The organism is Psychrobacillus lasiicapitis (genome assembly GCF_006861795.1).
GTDB classification, from domain to species: Bacteria; Bacillota; Bacilli; order Bacillales_A; family Planococcaceae; genus Psychrobacillus; species Psychrobacillus lasiicapitis.
This window is the reverse complement of the sequence record NZ_VDGH01000005.1, coordinates 81,440-99,033: the sequence shown is the minus strand read 5'-3', so window position 1 is coordinate 99,033 and position 17,594 is coordinate 81,440. Positions and strand designations below refer to the sequence as shown.

Genomic DNA, 17,594 nt, shown 5'->3' with positions numbered 1-17,594 from the left:
AGATTTATCTTAAGTGAAGAGGTACTTTTAATTCAGAGAAAAAAATTAACTTATCTTTTGTGCATAGTCAAAAAGCCGGTTATGGAAGTTCTAGATAGAAATTCTGGTTTAGATGAGCTCAGGGGACTAAAAAAAACTTGTAATTAATAATGATTATATTGATAGAGAATATTTTAGTGAAGTAATACATCATTTAAAACAAAGACAATAGGAGGAAGATTGTGAAGAAGATATTATTACTAACGATGACGATGATTTTATGTATAATCTATACACTAATATTGCCAGTTGATAGTGTATTTGCTAACGAAGATGTAACTCCACCAGTACTAGAAAGTATTGAAGTAAGTCCGCTTACTGTAAAAGTTGGAGAAACTATTACAGTAAAAGCGAAAGTAACGGATGATATGTCGGGAGTAGCGCATGTAGGTATGGTTTATAATTCACCATCATCACAAAACAAAATGATGATATTTAATCTTTCCCAAAACAATGAAGGATTTTGGGAAGGAAAATATACTGTACAGTCATATGATGAGAATGGAAAATGGACTTTTGATTATATGGTAATAAGTGATAAAGCATTTAACCATCTACCTGTAAATAAAGAAAATAATGTACTCGATGAAGATCTTACCATAATTACCATTGAAAATGATACTGGCGGAGATGTAACACCACCCGTACTAGATAATATTGAAGTAAGTCCGCTTAATTTAAAAGTTGGGGAATATGTTACGGTAAAGGCGAAAGTATCAGATGATATGTCTGGTGTAGAGCATGTCTCAATGAATTATTCTTCTCCATCATCAAATAGTAGGAGATCTGTCAGACTGTATAAGGAAAATGAAGGGCTTTTTGAAGGGATATATTTCGCCCAGTCAAATGATGAAAGTGGAAAATGGATTTTGGATTCTATTTTTATCGAAGATAAAGCAGGAAATGATCTTTATCTACATAAAAATAATAATAATTTACCTGATGAAGATCTTACCAGTTTCACTATAGAGAATGAATCTGGCGGGGATAAAACACCCCCAGTCATAGAAAATATTGAAGTAAGTCCACTTAATGTGAAAGTAGGAGAAACTGTTACGGTAAAAGCAAAAGTAACGGATGATATGTCTGGTGTAAACGAAGTTTTGTTTTATTATAAAAGTCCTTCAGAAAATAGTTTTGCGTCTTTAACTCTTAATCATGATATAGCCGGGGATTATTGGATGGGGAGTTATAAGGTCAGGGAGGGTGCTGAGTTTGGACTTTGGAAATTACAACAAATTACTTTGAATGATAAAGCAGGAAATGAGCTTGTTTTATTTGATGGATACAATAATTTACCACAGGGATATATCACTGACTTCACAGTTGGTAATATTCCACCTGAAGATTTGACCCCACCAGAATCGCCATCGGTGAATGATGTAATAGAAATTTCTAAGACTATTACAGGTACGGCAGAAGTGGGGTCGATAATCACAGTTAAAGTTGGAAATAAAGTAATAGGAACAGCAATTACTACTAGCGAAGGGAAATATACCGTAGAGATAGAGAAACAAAAAGCGGGCACAATACTATATTTAACGGCAACAGATGCTGCTGGTAACCAGAGTAAAGCAACAGAAGTAATAATTAAAAAATATATTGCTCCAGATGATAACCCTAATTCTAACCCTAACCCTAATCCCAATCCGCCACCTATTGAGAATATTGTGGTGATAGATAACGGAAAAGAAAATCTGCAAAAGTGCTATCATGAGAGTTTAGTATTTAATGCTATAGGGTGCTTGAAACTAAAAAATATAGTGCCAGTTTACAAGCAATTAAACAATCGTTTAATAAAAGTAGATTACTTAAAAGTGGACAACTACAACTTGGTTTATGAAGAGATTCCGCAAATGCTCGGACTTGGAGGAAATACATGGATTGAACGTACAAGTGCCATTAACTATGAAACGCCATCCAAAAAAATGTTAATTAAAAATGCTCAATTTGGGTCTAAATCGTCAGGAATAATGTGGAAGGGATTAGAATTGAAGTCTGGCCAGATTGGGAAAGTAACAATTCTAGAAGATATTGTTGTTTGGGAAACAATTAATAAAAACAAAAAATCATCTCGTGTTTTGAAAAAAGGACAGCAATTTAGAGTATATCGATATGTACCAAGTACCTATTACATTGGTGATGGTCGATATGTAGTAAAAGATGAACAAGTCATTTTTCAACAAGTGGACTGAAAAATATTACTAAAAGCCGACTGATATTTATTCATCAGTCGCTTTTGGTGTGTTCTACTACTTTAGTTATTTTCATTTCCAACATTTTACTAGTCTAAAAAATGCTGACCTTACGAATATAGTTGTTTAGAAAGGTATACCTTTAAGGATATTTAGATTACACCGATATTAGTGTTTTTAAAGTATAATAAATTATTTTATAAACGTTTATAAAGTCTGTATACTTTTACAAACTATTTGGTTATAATTAGATTACAGATAACCAAAGGGAGCAGAGAAAAATGAATAAAAAGACCTTCTTATATGTAAGGGTTTCGAGCAAAGACCAAAATGAAGCTAGACAATTAAAGGAAATAAAAGAATTAGGCATAAATGAACGTGACATATTTATTGATAAGGAAAGTGGGAAAGACTTCAATAGACCACAATATCAAGCATTAAAACAGTGTTTGCGTGAGGGTGACTTACTATACATTAAATCTATTGATAGATTTGGTAGAAACTCAAAAGAGATAAAGAAAGAATGGGAAGATATTACTCAAAATATAAAAGCAGATATAAGAGTGTTAGATATGCCTTTGCTTGATACTACTCAACACAAAGATACGTTAGGGACATTTGTAAGTGACTTGGTTTTACAGGTGTTAGCATTTGTGAGCGAGCGTGAACGTGAAAACATTTTGCAACGCCAAGCGGAAGGAATTGCGGTGGCAAAGTCTAAAGGTAAACATTTAGGTAGACCTAATTTAAATCTGAATACAATATCCAAGCAACAGCTTCAAACGCTTGAACAAGGCTATCCAAAATGGAAAAGTAAACAAATTACTGGAGTTGAATTTATGACCTTATTAGAGCTGAAAAAGAACTCCTTTTACAAAATCATTGGGGAATATGAGAAATCATTGTAGGTATCCGAATAGAAATGTTTATAGAGATATTGGTATCAAATTTCAAAGATATAAGAAGTACAGATTTGTTCGAAGGCAAGTTTATCGATAAATTATTTGAGAGTGGGGTGTAATCTGACCAGATAGATAAGGCTGAATGTCAGAAAAAGCTATAGCAGTACAATCCCTGGACTCACTATTGATTTTAGGTTTATTATTCGGTCAAGTTGAAAGAGATATGATAGTGTAGAGTACTACAGAGGGCAGAGAACGAGCGAAAGAATAAGGTAAACACATGGGTAGAAATGCAGGGTTTTCACCTAAAGCTATTCGGAAGGCAATTGAGCAATATAAAAATAGAGCGGATAACAAAATGAGCGTATCAGATATACTTAAGTTAAACGGAATACCGAAAGCAACTTTTTATGTAGAGTTAAAAAAGCAGTCAGTAAGTGAGTAAACAAATGATGAAAAACGGTATTATCACCCGGGAGGGTTATGACCAATTTAATGTAGTTAAATATGCTGTAGGCCTATAGCTGTACCGCCACTACACTCTCTAGTGGTTTTACGAGTGGAATACTGGGGTTGTGTAAGAGTAAAACTGCATGTAAAACAATAAAAAGATATACGTTTAATATAGTATTCAAAAAACTTCAACCAGCTCCTAAACAGGGTTGAAGTATTTTTTCTTTTTATTCGAGAAAGTTGGAGGTATGGCTAGATGTTTTAATAGTGGACTGTCAAAAGAACATGAATGGTTAATAATAAAGTATATTAATTACTTCCAATAAAATGGCGAAGTTAAATGGTGGAATATTCAAGTAATTTAAATGTGTATCTGTATTATTCTGATTAGAGATGATATATTTGTTTAGATACTATTGATTCTAAAATCTATTATATAAAGGATGAAAATGTGTGGATAACAGTTATTATTTTGAGCAATTAGATTTAGAAAAGGTAAGTAATCCTAGAATCCGTTCTATTTTAAGTGACTTAGAATTATTTGCAGAACGGGAAAAAAGACAGGTTTATGTTATTGATAAGCCTATAGGTGAAAGGAAATATCAATATTCTTATAAAGATGCATTAGTAATTTTAATACCAGAAGTTAAGTTATTATTCATTAATGTTGGTGGAGATAATGATTCATTTGAAGAATTTGCAGGAGACTTTATAGAAGACTTAGGGATTATTTCGGATAAATATGATTATAAAAGCTTTTTAGGTAGACCTAGAAAATGGCAAGAAGAATTAACAAAAGAAATAAATTTTGGGGATAATGATAGTATTATCTCATATATAGAGAGTAATATCTTACTTGATATAAATGTAAGAAAAGGTGAGCTTCTAATCTCTCTATTAACTGGGAGTATAAACGATATTGATCGTGTTAAAGGTGATCTACCTAGTAGCTCTTTAGAACAGATTAAGAGAAATATTATTTTATTTGATGGCGAGCAGACAAGGTTTATCTTTGAACAAATGGATAAAAAAAGAGTAACAATTCAAGGTTTAGCTGGAACAGGAAAAACAGAACTGCTCCTACATAAACTGAAGGATATTTACATTAATGAGGAAGATTCAAAAATATTTTTTACATGCTTCAATACGATTTTGGCAAAAGATTTAAAAGACCGTATTCCTAATTTTTTTGACTTTATGAAGGTTAGAGAACAAATTAAATGGAATGAACGGCTTTGGGTAGAACGTAGTTGGGGGTCTCAAGCAGATAAAAATTCTGGTGTGTATAGTTTTATATGTAATCATTATAAAATTCCTTTTCAAAGGTATAGTTGGGCGGTCTCTTTTGAATCAGTGTGTAAAAATGCATTGGAAAGGCTAAATGAACTAGAACAAGAAGGAGCGTTTGAGCCGTTTTTTGATTACATTTTAATAGATGAAAGCCAGGACTTTAATGACACTTTCTTCAAATTATGTGAAAAAGTTACTAAAAAACAAGTCTACATAGCTGGTGATATATTCCAAAATATTTATGATTACAATGGAATAGCCAAAGATAAGCCCGATTTTCTTTTAAATAGAGTTTACAGAACAGACCCTAAAACTCTAATGTTTGCCCATGCAGTTGGTTTTGGTATTCTAGAGCGACCAGTTGTAAGGTGGTTAAGTGATGAGGAGTGGCTGGCCTGTGGATATACTATTGAAAAGGAGGGGGAGTATTACAGTTTTTCCAGAGAGCCATTAAAAAGATTTGAAAACCTTGAAGATAATATTACTAGCATTAAATTATCTACAGCTGAGGAAGATAATTATTTGGATAAAGTAATTTGGGCAATACAAGATATTAAAGAAAAAAACCCGACCGTTGAAGCTGGTGATATTGGTGTTGTTTTCCTCGAGAATAATAACGGGAACTATAACCTAGCAGAAAGCTTAATTATAAAAGTTGATCAGATGTTTGGTTGGTCAGCGATTAAAGGATATGAGGTGAAGGATAAGAAAAAGAATACTTTATTTATAAGTAATCGTAACAATATAAAAGGGCTAGAATTTCCATTTATTATATGTATAACTACTACACCTCTTAATAGTAGTACAACTATACGTAATTCATTATATATGATGCTGACAAGATCATTTATTACTAGTTATTTAATTCTTTCTGAAAGTAATGGTGTCCTAAATAATCGTCTAGAAGTCGCAGTGAATGAAATAATTGAAACAGGACATCTAACAGTTAAGGAACCAAAATCTAATGAGATTATGGATACTTCTAAACTAATGTTGGAAGCTAATATTAATAAATCTCAATTTGACATTATAGAAGAAATATTAAAAAGTTTTGGAATTGAAGACCCTGATAAAAAGGGGAAAATTCAGAACCTTGTTAATGTAATGGCAAAAGATAGCGTAGATGCAGATAAAATTTATGCGTTAATAGCAAAAAATATAGAGTTGCTTTAGGTGTATGATAATGAAAGAATTTAAAGTAAATATGACAAGAAGATTCGTCCAATTAGCATCTGAAATAATTAGAACTAAAAACGATATTATCATGCTATTGTTAGAGGCTATTCCATTACTTTCATTCGGTGAGATTGTAGAAAGACCAGATAATAATTATATTGTTCTAAGAGTTGACAAAATGAAACGGTTATTTTTTGTAATTGATGACAAAATCTATTCTTTTAACTTTCCTTTTAATGTTGATGTGCTTCCAGAGGTAAAAAACCCTGTTATTTACGATTCTATGACTGATTTAGAGATAACAGGAGTAAACCATGCCGTAATAACAACAACTTTCCAAGAAATTTTTAATGGAGAAGAGAATCAAGGTATATTAGATTTAGATTCAGACGTTATGCGAATATTAGAGAGTTTTGAACAGCAACCTAATAAAGATCAAATCTGGCAAATATTAAAAAAGTTGCTTGTATTTGAATCTGGTTACTTGCGTTATGATTATGATGTGAAGCTTGAAAATGGTAGGTTGCATCCCTTGCATCATCTTGACATTAATTACACTACAGGAAATACATTCAAAGTTGGGATCAATAACACAATAAATTGTGTAGATTTCATTGATATTCTAGATACAGGCACAAATTGTTACTATATTTCTAAATAATATTTAAATTCATTCAGTGCTAACCCTAACCTAAAGGCATTTGAAATTGTCTTATTTAGATGTGTTATTCCAAATTAGAATCGAAACTAGCAATTAGGAAGTTGTACTATATTTAGGGAAATATGTAAATTATAAAGGAATCCTTTATTGGATTCCTTTTTAACTTGTAAGTATTTGCCATATAATTATTTTTAGGAGGTCTTTAAACTAAGTTGGTAACTAAGTCTCCGTATCTCTTGAGAGTAAAATCGTAAAAATTCATTGTAATAATACATATAAGATATTTGAATTGGGAGTGTTCTATAAATGAAAAGCTTCATCGTTATGCAAGGTCACACATATCAAGAGGAGAAAGAATTAGGGATTATATGGTCGCCACAAAAAGATAGAAGTGGAAATGTGCCACATTCATGGTTAAGGATGACTGAGGTTGAGACTGGGGACCGTATTTTTCATTATGTAAGAGGGTATATTGTGGCTATTAGTATTGCTAAAACTGGATGTAAGACAGCGAGTAAGCCCTCAAGTATGCAAACTCATGAACGCTGGAACGATAAAGGATATTTAGTGGAACTGGAATACCATGAACTTGAAGAGTCAGTAAAGATACGTTCTAAATTTGAAGATATTTTACCGCTCTTACCAATTAAGTATTCACCGTTTCAAGCGGATTCAAATGGTAACCAAGGATATCTGTATCCTTGTAATGAGGAACTTGCAATAAAATTGTTAGAACTAATCAGTGACCTTAATATTTACCAAGTAGATGAAGAACAGCTGGAATTAGCTATTGGTACAGTACGTCGTACGGAGCGTAATACTTTTATCCCAATGATTGCTGAAACTGAAGCAGAAGTGAAAACAAAGATTCGTTTAGGACAGCAAAAGTTCCGTAAAAACTTAATGCCTTTATGGGAGCATAAATGTGCAATTTGTGATATAGAATTACCCGAATTACTTCGTGCGAGCCATGCTAAACCTTGGAAAGATAGTATTGATATAGAAAGAATTGATCCATACAATGGATTGTTATTATGTTGTAATCATGACGCTCTTTATGATAAAGGTTTCATTTCATTTGATGGACAAGGTAGAATGCATATTTCCACGCAAATACCGGAGGATAGCTATTTGAAATATGGACTAGTTTCTATATATAAGATTGTTATTTATGAGGAGAACAAAGAATATTTTAAGTGGCATAAAAAGAATATCTTTTTAAATTGAAATAACCTAATGAAGGTGGTATGAAGTTAAAATTAACCTAAAATATACCCTACAACTTGTTGTAATGATTCTTTTTTCTTTTTCTAATAATACTATAGACTTTAACTCTTCCAAATTGTACTATATAAGGAAAGGGGGAGATGTAAATGTTTTCAAAGTTGATCAAAGTTTTGTTGTTATTAGTAATGATATTAGGGATTAGTACCTACACCGCCGATGCAACTAATGCGGCTTCAGTAATGTGGGGTAAAACAGAGTTAAAGTTAGGGCAGATTGGTAAAGTAACTATCTTAGCGGATACAGTTCTAGTGGAGTTAGAAGATGATGGATCTTTAACCACTGTTCGTGCAATAAAAAAAGGTGAAGAGTACAGAGTATATAGCTTTAAGAATCATCCAGATGGCACTTTATACGGAGTAGGTGGAGGTAGTTTTGTACAAGCTGGTGATAAGGTAAAATACGAAACTCCATCAAAATCAAAAATGGAGTTGCTAAAATATATGATAGACAATCCAACACCGGTTCAAGCACCAGTGGTAACAACAAAAACAAAAGCACCAGTTGCAAAAGCACCTGCAGTACAAACTGGATTTAAAAATTGTACGGAGTTAAGAAAAGTATATCCAGGAGGAGTATCAAGCAGCCATCCAGCCTACAAATCGAAATTCGACCGTGATAAAGACGGTTGGGGATGCGAGTAATAAGGGCATAGAAAAAGTACACACTTGATCGTTAGAAGAAAAGGATATCGTAGAGATTGATATATTGGATGAAGGATATGAAATAAACGTCTAGAAAAACGGAACAGAAGAGGCTAAGAATGAAGTTAGTACTTTGCTTGAAAGATTGAAGTATACGAAATAAAAATACTATTATATGTCCCGCACTTAGGAGTGGGGCTTTTTTTGAGCCTTTTGGTTTGCATCTCTACTTATCTAAAGAGTATCGTAGATGTGACTGTAACAGCAAAATTTGAAGTTAATTAAATGAAAGAAGAATAAAAATCAGAGCTTCTATAAGATTATTAAAGAGTATGAGAATTTTTTTAGTATATTGCTTTTTTATTAAAAGGGGGAATCAATATGGCTAATAAATTATATGTAGGGTCAAGTAAAAAAATATCAGATCCAATAAGAAGAGATTATTTGAGCAAAAACAAGGAATCCTTATATAGTCTGTTGAGCACTGTAAGGTTATTTACATTAAAATATCCAGAAGATACAAGATTTTTTAGATATTATATTGACGATATGTCATATTATCAATCCTTCTTTTATAAAGAACGGTCAAATACATTAACAGAATCTGAAATTTTGAAGATAATCGTTTTCCTGCAATCGACATTACAAATTTCAAATAGAGTAGACCTTAAAAACGATGAATTAGTGGACTATATGTATGAACTTACGAGCAAATGTATCAAAACCTATTATAATGAAATTAGAGAAGGAAATAAGGAAACTAGTATATTTAAAGCTGATGAGTTGTATAAAACAACTAAAAACATTTTTTACTCTTGGAACATTCTAAGTAATGATGTTGCTAATAAGCAAATGGATAAGTCTTTAATTTTATATGGATTAACAGGAATACCTAATGAAGTTAGAGACTTTTTCAAATTTTCTAATGTATTTTCTGGTGAGAGAAAGAATATAACTATTCTTTCTAATAAAAGAGCGTACCAAGCGTATTTAGAAGCGGATAAAGCGATTAGACCTCGGACTCGCCTGTTTTTAAATGCCGAATTTAGAAAAGTTATTCAAAATAGCTATCCTAAAATTTACGAACTGTATAAATTGGGTGCAAATGTTAAGGATGAGGAACTACCTAAACTTCAATTAATCCGTATTCAAGATGAGCCATTAGTTTTAGAAGTGAAGTTTTGTAATGAATATCAATATGAACGCATTGAATCGGATAGCGATCTGGAAGAAAAGGAGTACTACACGGTTCATAAAGAAGGTAAAGCTCTGGAGTATTATATGAAAAAATATGAACGTAACCCCAAAAATAGAATTAAAGCTATTGAAATACATGGATTAAATTGCTTTGGTTGTGGATTTAATTTTGAAGAAAAGTATGGACATTGGGGGAAAGACTTTATAGAAATTCATCATATTAACCCTTTAAACACATTGGAGGAAGAAGTAGAGATTAATCCAGTAACCGATTTAGTTCCATTATGTTCAAATTGTCATCGAATGGTACATAGAAAAAAAGATGAGGTATTAAGCATAGAGAGATTAAGAGAACTAATAGGAATAAATTGACCAAACGGGTTAAGGCGAATGTTCAACATGGCTATATCCCATCTATCTCTCTTGACCTTACTGTAGGATGAAATTCAGACATATGACTTATACTAGTAAATTGGGGATGAACTATATTACAAAATGGATCATAGACATGATGAAACATAGTAACTGCCATTCTCGCCATCACCGAAAAATAGCAGAGATTATAATGTACTCAGAATAGCTATCGCAAAAAATAGTATTACGAATAATAAAACAAAGTTTCTATTGAACCACTTTTTCACTTTACTCAAAATATCGAAAAATCTAAAAATTCCTTTAAGCATTCAAACCATCTCCATTTCATTTTTTCTTTTTGATTTTCATAAAGCAGGGTGGCGTCTGTCAAGAAAGCCCCCTATGCTCCTATTAAGCCTATAATGCCTATAAGATAATAGTATATTTTCTAAACGTCATATCCCTTGTGGCAGTAGGCTAAAAGTTTTTTGCCTATCGATGCAACCACTAGATAGTAAGGTACTCTAGTGTTCCTTCTTTAGTTTCCCACTTAAATATACTATTATCAATAGGTAAACAACGTTGAATTATCTTAACAATGCGAGATTTTTAGAATGAACAGTAACTATTATAGGAGAGTCATAAAATGAAAAAGAAAATGAACTATTTAATCTTCCTTTTAACAACCATCTTTATGGTTGGTTGTACCAACGTAGAAGATACATCCAATACAGATGTAGAAACAAATCCACAAGAAGTAACCACAGTTGAAACAAATATAAATAGTTATAGTGAAAAAGATGAAACTATCACTACGGTTGTTGATGAACCAGTAGTAGAGGAAACACCACCCAAACCAAATAATGAACTGTTCTCAGGATACAGGCTTATTGAAGTGGATGGTGGTGATTTGTCTGGATATCGTGAATCTAACGTCGTCGTTGACATTGGTTACGGGGACCGTGAATATTGGGCATTTACTAATGAATACGGGCAATTGGTTCGTGTCATTGCTGACGAAATCGTTCTACAAGATGACAGTACCGAACCCGTTACATCATCTGGCAGATACTACACTGATGAAGCAAAAGTTCCTGGGGTCGAGAGAGCAGATTTAGATGAAGGACATATTATTGCGGATTCTCTTGGTGGGGTATCGAACGCTTATAATATTACGCCACAAGATAGTACGCTTAACCGACATGGTGATCAAGCATATATGGAAGATGCTATTCGTAAAGCTGGTGGAGCTACTAATATCGAAGCAATTATCACATATCCTAATACGGAAACGCAGATTCCTTCTCATTACAGGTACACTTACACTTTAAAAGGGAATAAAATTGTAGATGAGTTTGATAACGGCAACCCTGATGAAATAAATAAATCTCTAGGATTAACTGAAAGTAAATCAACTAACTCAAATAAGTCAACGAGTTCTAATAAGTCCAATGCGTCGAATGGCACTGAAGATATTTCTAGTGTTGATACAGATGGAAATGGACAAGTGACGATTAAAGAAGCAAAAGCAGCAGGTTATAGCATGCCAATAACAAGTGATCATTGGTTATATCCATATATGGATGATCGGGATAATGATGGTATGGTTGGGGAATAAGTATCTAGGAACTTTGAGGTAAAATAAATGAACTAAAGGATATTTCCCTCGTATTGTAATAACTGGCAATTTTGTGTCAATAAAAGAACTAAATATTATTGACTAACGGGTGGTTTAGTTCAACAGTCGATTCCTTGGAATCGGCTTTTTTTATGTTCATAAATAACCTTTGCGTTGTAAATCCATACTTAATAATATATTTAATAGAGTTAATTTTCAGTAAGTGTATTGACGTGGAGTTCCCTCTATTTTATAGTGATGGTAATAAAGGTCAGGGAGGTTTATTTGAATGAAAACGTTTCGTACTCTAGAACAGTCAAAAAAAGATTTACAGGAGATTCAGGAATATGTGGCACTCATTGAGAAATATCAACCTGAAAATTTTGTGCAGCAAGTAATTCATGCATATGTAATTCATGGAAGCATTGCCAAAACAGCGGAGGTTTTAAATGGTCTAGGATATACCATTGAGCAAGGTGAGGTATCTGCCTCTATAAAAAGTACACCAGTTAAAGGTGATTTATTACATAAGAAAGTAAAGAGTCTATATTTAAAGAAAACACGGTCAAGTCGCAGGGTTGCTAAAAGTTATTTCTAATAGAAGGAATGGTTATGCCGATTAATAGGAGTGAAATAATGAAGTTTAATCCGAATATTAAAGTGGGTCAGGTATTAAATAATGAAGAAATAGCTGGAATTTTTAAAAGTACTATATATATGGGCATGAGAAGGTCACTTAAAACTAACACTTTAGTCCTCGTATCTGATCATACTAAACTCTATGAGGATAGATGGGAAGGAGATATTTTTCATTATACTGGAATGGGCAAAAATGGACCTCAAAGTCTATCCTTCCAGCAAAATAAAACATTAGCAGAATCGAATAATAATGGAATTGATATATTTCTCTTTGAAGTTTTAAAACCTCAGGAGCATATATTTATTGGCAATGTTGAGTTAGCAGGAGATCCATACCAAGAAGAGCAGTTCGGAGAGGATAAAAAATTAAGAACTGTATGGATATTTCCGCTTAAACTTATTAATGGAAAAAAGCCTATAAGAATACCAAAAAGGTTAATTGATATTAAGGAATCCGAACGGGAAAAACTGGCGAAGAAATTAAGTGATGAAGAGCTGACGAAAAGAGCAAAAAATGCAAGTAAAAAAGTAGCGAAAAGATCTGTTACTGCTAAGCATTATGAAAGAAATCCCTTCGTAGCTGAATATACAAAGAGGTGGGCTAAAGGAAACTGTCAATTATGTGAAAAGCCAGCACCATATAAAAACAAAAAGGGAGAACCACATCTTCACTCCCACCATGTTATTTGGCTTTCAAAAGGTGGAGAAGATAGTATTTATAATTCAATTGCATTATGCCCAAATTGCCATGATAAAATGCATGTGTTAGATCTGGAACTTGATGTAAATACCTTAAAAGAAGCTTTAAATAGACATTTTAGATCGTAAATAGAAAATAGTGTGAAACCCCCTTCTTATAATTAATAAGTAGGGGCTTCATTGTTGTCAAAGTAGATAATATCTCTTTAAACGTTTATGTATAGAAGAGGTTTTTTGCCGGATATATTATAATAAAACTAATATATCCGGCAACAAACTCCTCTAGGAACCAGAGCTTTAAAAGCAGTTAAAGTCTGTTTTGGAGAATTATTAGATACTTACGAGGAAAATGGCATCGTGTACAGTCATAAAATGAATATTGATAAATTTGAAGAACATACAAAGGTATTCGAACCAATATACTTGGGACATTTCGAAAATACACCTTGTAACTGCTATAACGAGGGAAATAAACGTTTTTTTAAATGGCATATGGATTACCACATGATGAAAATTCCTGGTAAGTAAAGGTTCTTGAGCAACTCTTTTGGGTTGCTCGTTTTTGTAATTTTTGGTTAACTGCATTCAAATTAAATTATGGTATAAAAAATGGTGACAATGTCGGGAAAATGGAGAACATGTTTGGTAAGTTACTCTAAATAATAGTGGTTGTCTTCCATGTAATTAAGATGACTATTTTCATTATGGTAAATTCTATTTTTAACTACAGAATAGATAATAATACAAAAGAAAGGGAGTCCGTTTTATTTGGGACTCCCTTTCTTAGTTTTGATAGTATTAGAAATAAGATAACTTTCAAAATGATAATTTATTTTTTCACTAAAATTAATTATCTTGATGATTCTCATTTTATTCCAAGTATTTCTAAGTAGAGCTGTCTGAACATACAAATATGAATCTGCTTTATTTAGTGTTCTATCAGCACCTAAGTATTGTGCAATGGATAGAAGAATTAATATTCCGCTAAGTATTACTTGGGAAGAATGTAATATAGCTAATAGGATATTTTGATATGCACCAAAAGATATATTGAACATGCCGAGACTAGTACTAAATAATATGCTCTCAAAAAGAGTTGGTGCTATTGTAGGTTTAGTAAAATCTACATATAGCTCAGGTAAATAATATTTTAAAGGTAACTCAACTAAAATTTGAAATAATAGAAAATAGGCAGTTCCATATATTAAAAACAGTTCTATTAGAGTATGTATAGCAAGTGAAAGTCTTCCATTTTGACGAATTAGTGATGATTGGAAACCATTTACATATACTGGTTTACTATGAGATGGATTACAAAATTGTTTGGAATTAACTTGAACTACATCTTTATAAAAAGCGTATGCTATTTCAATTCCTCTGGAAATTAATCTTAGCACTATAATGGTCAAAAGAAATTCATAATATTTTGGAGAAATAAATGCTACTAAGCCAAGTAATAGAGATGTAATCACCAAATTTGTCCAATTGGACCATTCTATAAAAGCTTTTCGTTCAATACGAATCATACTCCATTGATAGGTATTGGCTTTATAATAAGAGTCTCTAAAAATTTCCGAATCTTCTAAGTGTAATAGAGGGTGTTTATCGGTAAGTGTTACTTTTAAGATACGCTCTTTAAAAATGCGAGCAAAATATAAATCAGGAGAAAAAATAAATGCAATAATTTTTTTTAAAAGTCTATAAACAGCGTGAAGTGATATTAATGAAAATAAAGCTAATCTTCTCAATTTATTTTTTTTGAAAATTGAACAAAAAAATCGGAATACTATTTTAAAAAATAAGCAGACTATTTTGTGGGAATAATCTGTAATGGTCTTATTGGATTGCTTTATCTTATTTATATTGGACAATTTCTGTGCATAAGAAATAAAGTAATAAGGAATAGAGTGAGTTAAAAGGGCTGTTAAAATAGTGATGACCACAGAAATACATAAGTGGATATAGAGATAATTATAATCAAGTTCAGAATAATCAAATGCAGTAAGTAGTATGGAAAAATCATAGTTAGAAAATGATTTATTAAATAGAAAATCTTTGGTAAATAGAATTACTAGTATAGCAATAACAAAAATATTTTTTAGCTTATTAATAATCGTAATTGACTCTAAAAAAAAATGACGCTGAAGATGATAAATAGTGTATTTAAATTTAACTTTTTTTCGTTGCAAATTTAATATCCCCCATAATAATTGCTATAATTTTTAATTATAACAGATCGCTATGATATCTAATGAGAGTAATATTAATCTTTTATTATTAGATAGAATATAATTCATTTGAAATAGTCAAAGAATATTTGGAGCAGTAGAAAAATAAAGCTTCCAACAATTCTTTCTTTGTGATACTATATTAAATGTAGTTAGTTTCGGTCTAAAAACGTAAAATGAACGAATCCCTAATTCACCGAAAATAACCTTCAATCCCTTTAAGGGGAGTACTTGTCTCAGTAGCTCAGCTGGATAGAGCAACGCCCTTCTAAGGCGTCGGTCGGGAGTTCGAATCTCTCCTGGGACGTAAAAGAAAAAGCAGTAAATGTTGTAATTCAACATTTACTGCTTTTTTTATTTTGGTAAATGTTCATAGTCCCTCTACCCAACTCAATTGGTTCTATTCCTATTTTATTCCTCATATTCTTTTAAAACACAAAAGGTTAGAAAATTCAAAATATATTGTGAGGTAGCTAAAATTTCCTTTATAATATAGACATGGAAATCTAATATCCATTTTGTACAACATGAAACATAGTCATTCTATTATTTAAAGAAAAAGGAAAGGGGACCTACCTTACTATGAAGACAATTTATACTAACGGTAATATTTATACGATGAATCCTGATGAACCTGTAGTGCAGTCCATTGTTGCACAGGATGGAAGAATTGTAGACATGGGCACGAATGAAAATATGAATCTCCAATGGGGAAGAAATGAGACAAACATTATCGATTTGGAAGGAAAAACGGTAATTCCGGGTTTGATAGATAGTCATCTACACATTTCTAGTGTTGGCATAAATTCGCAAGAGTTAGATCTTACTGGTGTAGAGTCAAAGGATGCCCTTTTGAAAGCAATTAAAGAAAAGGCAATTTCATTGCAACCAGGTGAGTGGATATTAGGTCGCGGGTGGGATGAAAATATTTTCCCGGATAAACAAATACCTACTATACAAGAACTGGATCATGTAGCCCCGTTTTTCCCACTTTTCTTACCTAGAATATGTGGACATGCATCCTTAGCCAATAGCAGAGCCTTTACGCTGAGTGGCTATCGTTCCGAAATGACAATTCCTTATGGAGGCACAGTTGTATTGGATCCCTCTACTAAGAGACCAACTGGACTGTTACTTGAAACCGCTTCAACAATCATAACAAGCCATATACCTAAAAAAACCTATAGCCAGTTAAAACATGCTTTAAAAACTGCATTGCATGATGCAGTATCTCTAGGATTGACGGGAATTCATACAAATGATCCGAATTATTTAGGTGGTGCATTTCAAACCTACAAGCTTTTTGATGAACTTGTGAATAAAGAAGGTATTGGTCCTAGAAGTAACCTGTTGATCGACTACGATTATTTAGAAGAACTGATTGCATTAGGTATGTATGCGGGGTACGGAAATAATAAAGTAATGATTGGGGCTATAAAACTTTTTGCAGATGGGGCTTTAGGGGGAAGGACAGCACTACTTTCACGTCCATATGAGGACGCTCCTAATAATTCAGGAAATGCAATGTACGAAAACGAGGAGCTCTACCATATTTTCAAAGATATTAGAAAATATGATATGCCAGTTGCAGTTCATACAATTGGTGATCAAGCATTAATAAATGTTTTAGATAGCCTAGACCAATTCCAACCGGCAAAAATACGCGATCGTTTGATACATGTGTCTGTTTTGAATGAGGAGTTAATCAGCAGATTGAAAACCCCTCATCGCATTGCAGATGTGCAACCGAAGTTTGTCTCTAGTGATTACCCTTGGATTACGGAGAGATTAGGAGAAGAGAGAGCTAATTTCTCTTATCCATTTAAAAAACTTTTGCAGGCAGGTGTATGGTGTGCAGGTGGTTCAGATGCGCCAATCGAGCCATTAGACCCTCTCCTTGGTATTCATGCAGCTGTTACACGTAAAAAAAGTGGAGAAACACATAATGGATACAATGAACAAGAGAGATTATCGATGTACGAAGCTATTCAACTTTTTACGTTAGGGGGTGCTTATGCAACAAACGAGGAGAAAGAAAAAGGTACTCTTGAAAGAGGGAAGCTGTGTGATATGACGGTATTGTCCCAAAATCCTTTTATAATGGAGGATGCAGATGAACTTTTGAATACGAACGCAGAGATGACAGTGATTGGTGGAGAATTGAAGTACCGAAGAGGATGAGAAGAGATTAATGAAAGCGGTGACAACAATAAAT

At 32.6% G+C, this 17,594-nt stretch carries 13 protein-coding genes and 1 tRNA gene; 13 read left to right on the top strand and 1 reads right to left on the bottom strand.

Going from position 1 to position 17,594, the window contains the following annotated elements:
• Positions 1-221: 221 nt before the first annotated feature.
• The 11 genes from FG382_RS09620 to FG382_RS09575 all read left to right on the top strand — a co-directional run bounded on the left by FG382_RS09620 (position 222) and on the right by FG382_RS09575 (position 13,280).
• Positions 222-2,234, top strand: a complete 2,013-nt coding sequence (locus FG382_RS09620) for a DUF7743 domain-containing protein (protein WP_142538691.1) — start codon at positions 222-224, stop codon at positions 2,232-2,234.
• A 281-nt stretch (positions 2,235-2,515) separates the two neighbouring features.
• Positions 2,516-3,142 (top strand): recombinase family protein, encoded by a 627-nt coding sequence (locus FG382_RS09615; protein WP_142538690.1) that lies wholly within the window; start codon positions 2,516-2,518, stop codon positions 3,140-3,142.
• A gap of 274 nt (positions 3,143-3,416) precedes the next feature.
• Positions 3,417-3,581 carry a hypothetical protein gene (locus tag FG382_RS22620; protein WP_170206489.1) on the top strand — a complete coding sequence of 55 codons (165 nt, stop codon included), beginning with the start codon at positions 3,417-3,419 and terminating at the stop codon, positions 3,579-3,581.
• A 461-nt stretch (positions 3,582-4,042) separates the two neighbouring features.
• Complete coding sequence (locus FG382_RS09610) at positions 4,043-6,052, top strand: STM2767 family DEAD/DEAH box helicase (RefSeq protein ID WP_142538689.1); 2,010 nt, start codon at positions 4,043-4,045, stop codon at positions 6,050-6,052.
• A gap of 10 nt (positions 6,053-6,062) precedes the next feature.
• Positions 6,063-6,716 carry an STM2766 family helicase-associated protein gene (locus FG382_RS09605; RefSeq protein ID WP_142538688.1) on the top strand — a complete coding sequence of 218 codons (654 nt, stop codon included), beginning with the start codon at positions 6,063-6,065 and terminating at the stop codon, positions 6,714-6,716.
• Positions 6,717-7,022: 306 nt separating this feature from the next.
• Positions 7,023-7,943 carry an HNH endonuclease gene (locus FG382_RS09600; RefSeq protein ID WP_142538687.1) on the top strand — a complete coding sequence of 307 codons (921 nt, stop codon included), beginning with the start codon at positions 7,023-7,025 and terminating at the stop codon, positions 7,941-7,943.
• 146 nt (positions 7,944-8,089) lie between these two features.
• Positions 8,090-8,644, top strand: a complete 555-nt coding sequence (locus tag FG382_RS23515; RefSeq protein WP_142538686.1) for an excalibur calcium-binding domain-containing protein — start codon at positions 8,090-8,092, stop codon at positions 8,642-8,644.
• A 381-nt stretch (positions 8,645-9,025) separates the two neighbouring features.
• The gene (locus tag FG382_RS09590; protein ID WP_229677400.1) at positions 9,026-10,213 is read left to right on the top strand and encodes an HNH endonuclease; all 1,188 of its coding nucleotides are present in this window, start codon (positions 9,026-9,028) and stop codon (positions 10,211-10,213) included.
• Between the two features lie 628 nt (positions 10,214-10,841).
• The gene (locus FG382_RS09585) at positions 10,842-11,813 is read left to right on the top strand and encodes a DNA/RNA non-specific endonuclease (RefSeq protein WP_142538685.1); all 972 of its coding nucleotides are present in this window, start codon (positions 10,842-10,844) and stop codon (positions 11,811-11,813) included.
• 289 nt (positions 11,814-12,102) lie between these two features.
• The gene (locus FG382_RS09580) at positions 12,103-12,411 is read left to right on the top strand and encodes a hypothetical protein (RefSeq protein WP_142538684.1); all 309 of its coding nucleotides are present in this window, start codon (positions 12,103-12,105) and stop codon (positions 12,409-12,411) included.
• A 38-nt stretch (positions 12,412-12,449) separates the two neighbouring features.
• Complete coding sequence (locus FG382_RS09575) at positions 12,450-13,280, top strand: HNH endonuclease (protein WP_170206488.1); 831 nt, start codon at positions 12,450-12,452, stop codon at positions 13,278-13,280.
• Positions 13,281-13,915: 635 nt separating this feature from the next.
• Here the strand turns inward: FG382_RS09575 and FG382_RS09570 are convergent.
• On the bottom strand, positions 13,916-15,340 hold the full coding sequence (locus tag FG382_RS09570) for a hypothetical protein (RefSeq protein ID WP_142538683.1): 1,425 nt from the start codon (positions 15,338-15,340) through the stop codon (positions 13,916-13,918).
• Positions 15,341-15,612: 272 nt separating this feature from the next.
• Between FG382_RS09570 and FG382_RS09565 the strand changes: the two genes are divergently transcribed.
• Together FG382_RS09565 and FG382_RS09560 are read left to right on the top strand one after the other, a co-directional pair.
• Positions 15,613-15,686, top strand: a tRNA-Arg gene (locus FG382_RS09565).
• A gap of 275 nt (positions 15,687-15,961) precedes the next feature.
• Positions 15,962-17,560 carry an amidohydrolase gene (locus tag FG382_RS09560; protein ID WP_142538682.1) on the top strand — a complete coding sequence of 533 codons (1,599 nt, stop codon included), beginning with the start codon at positions 15,962-15,964 and terminating at the stop codon, positions 17,558-17,560.
• Positions 17,561-17,594 lie beyond the last annotated feature (34 nt).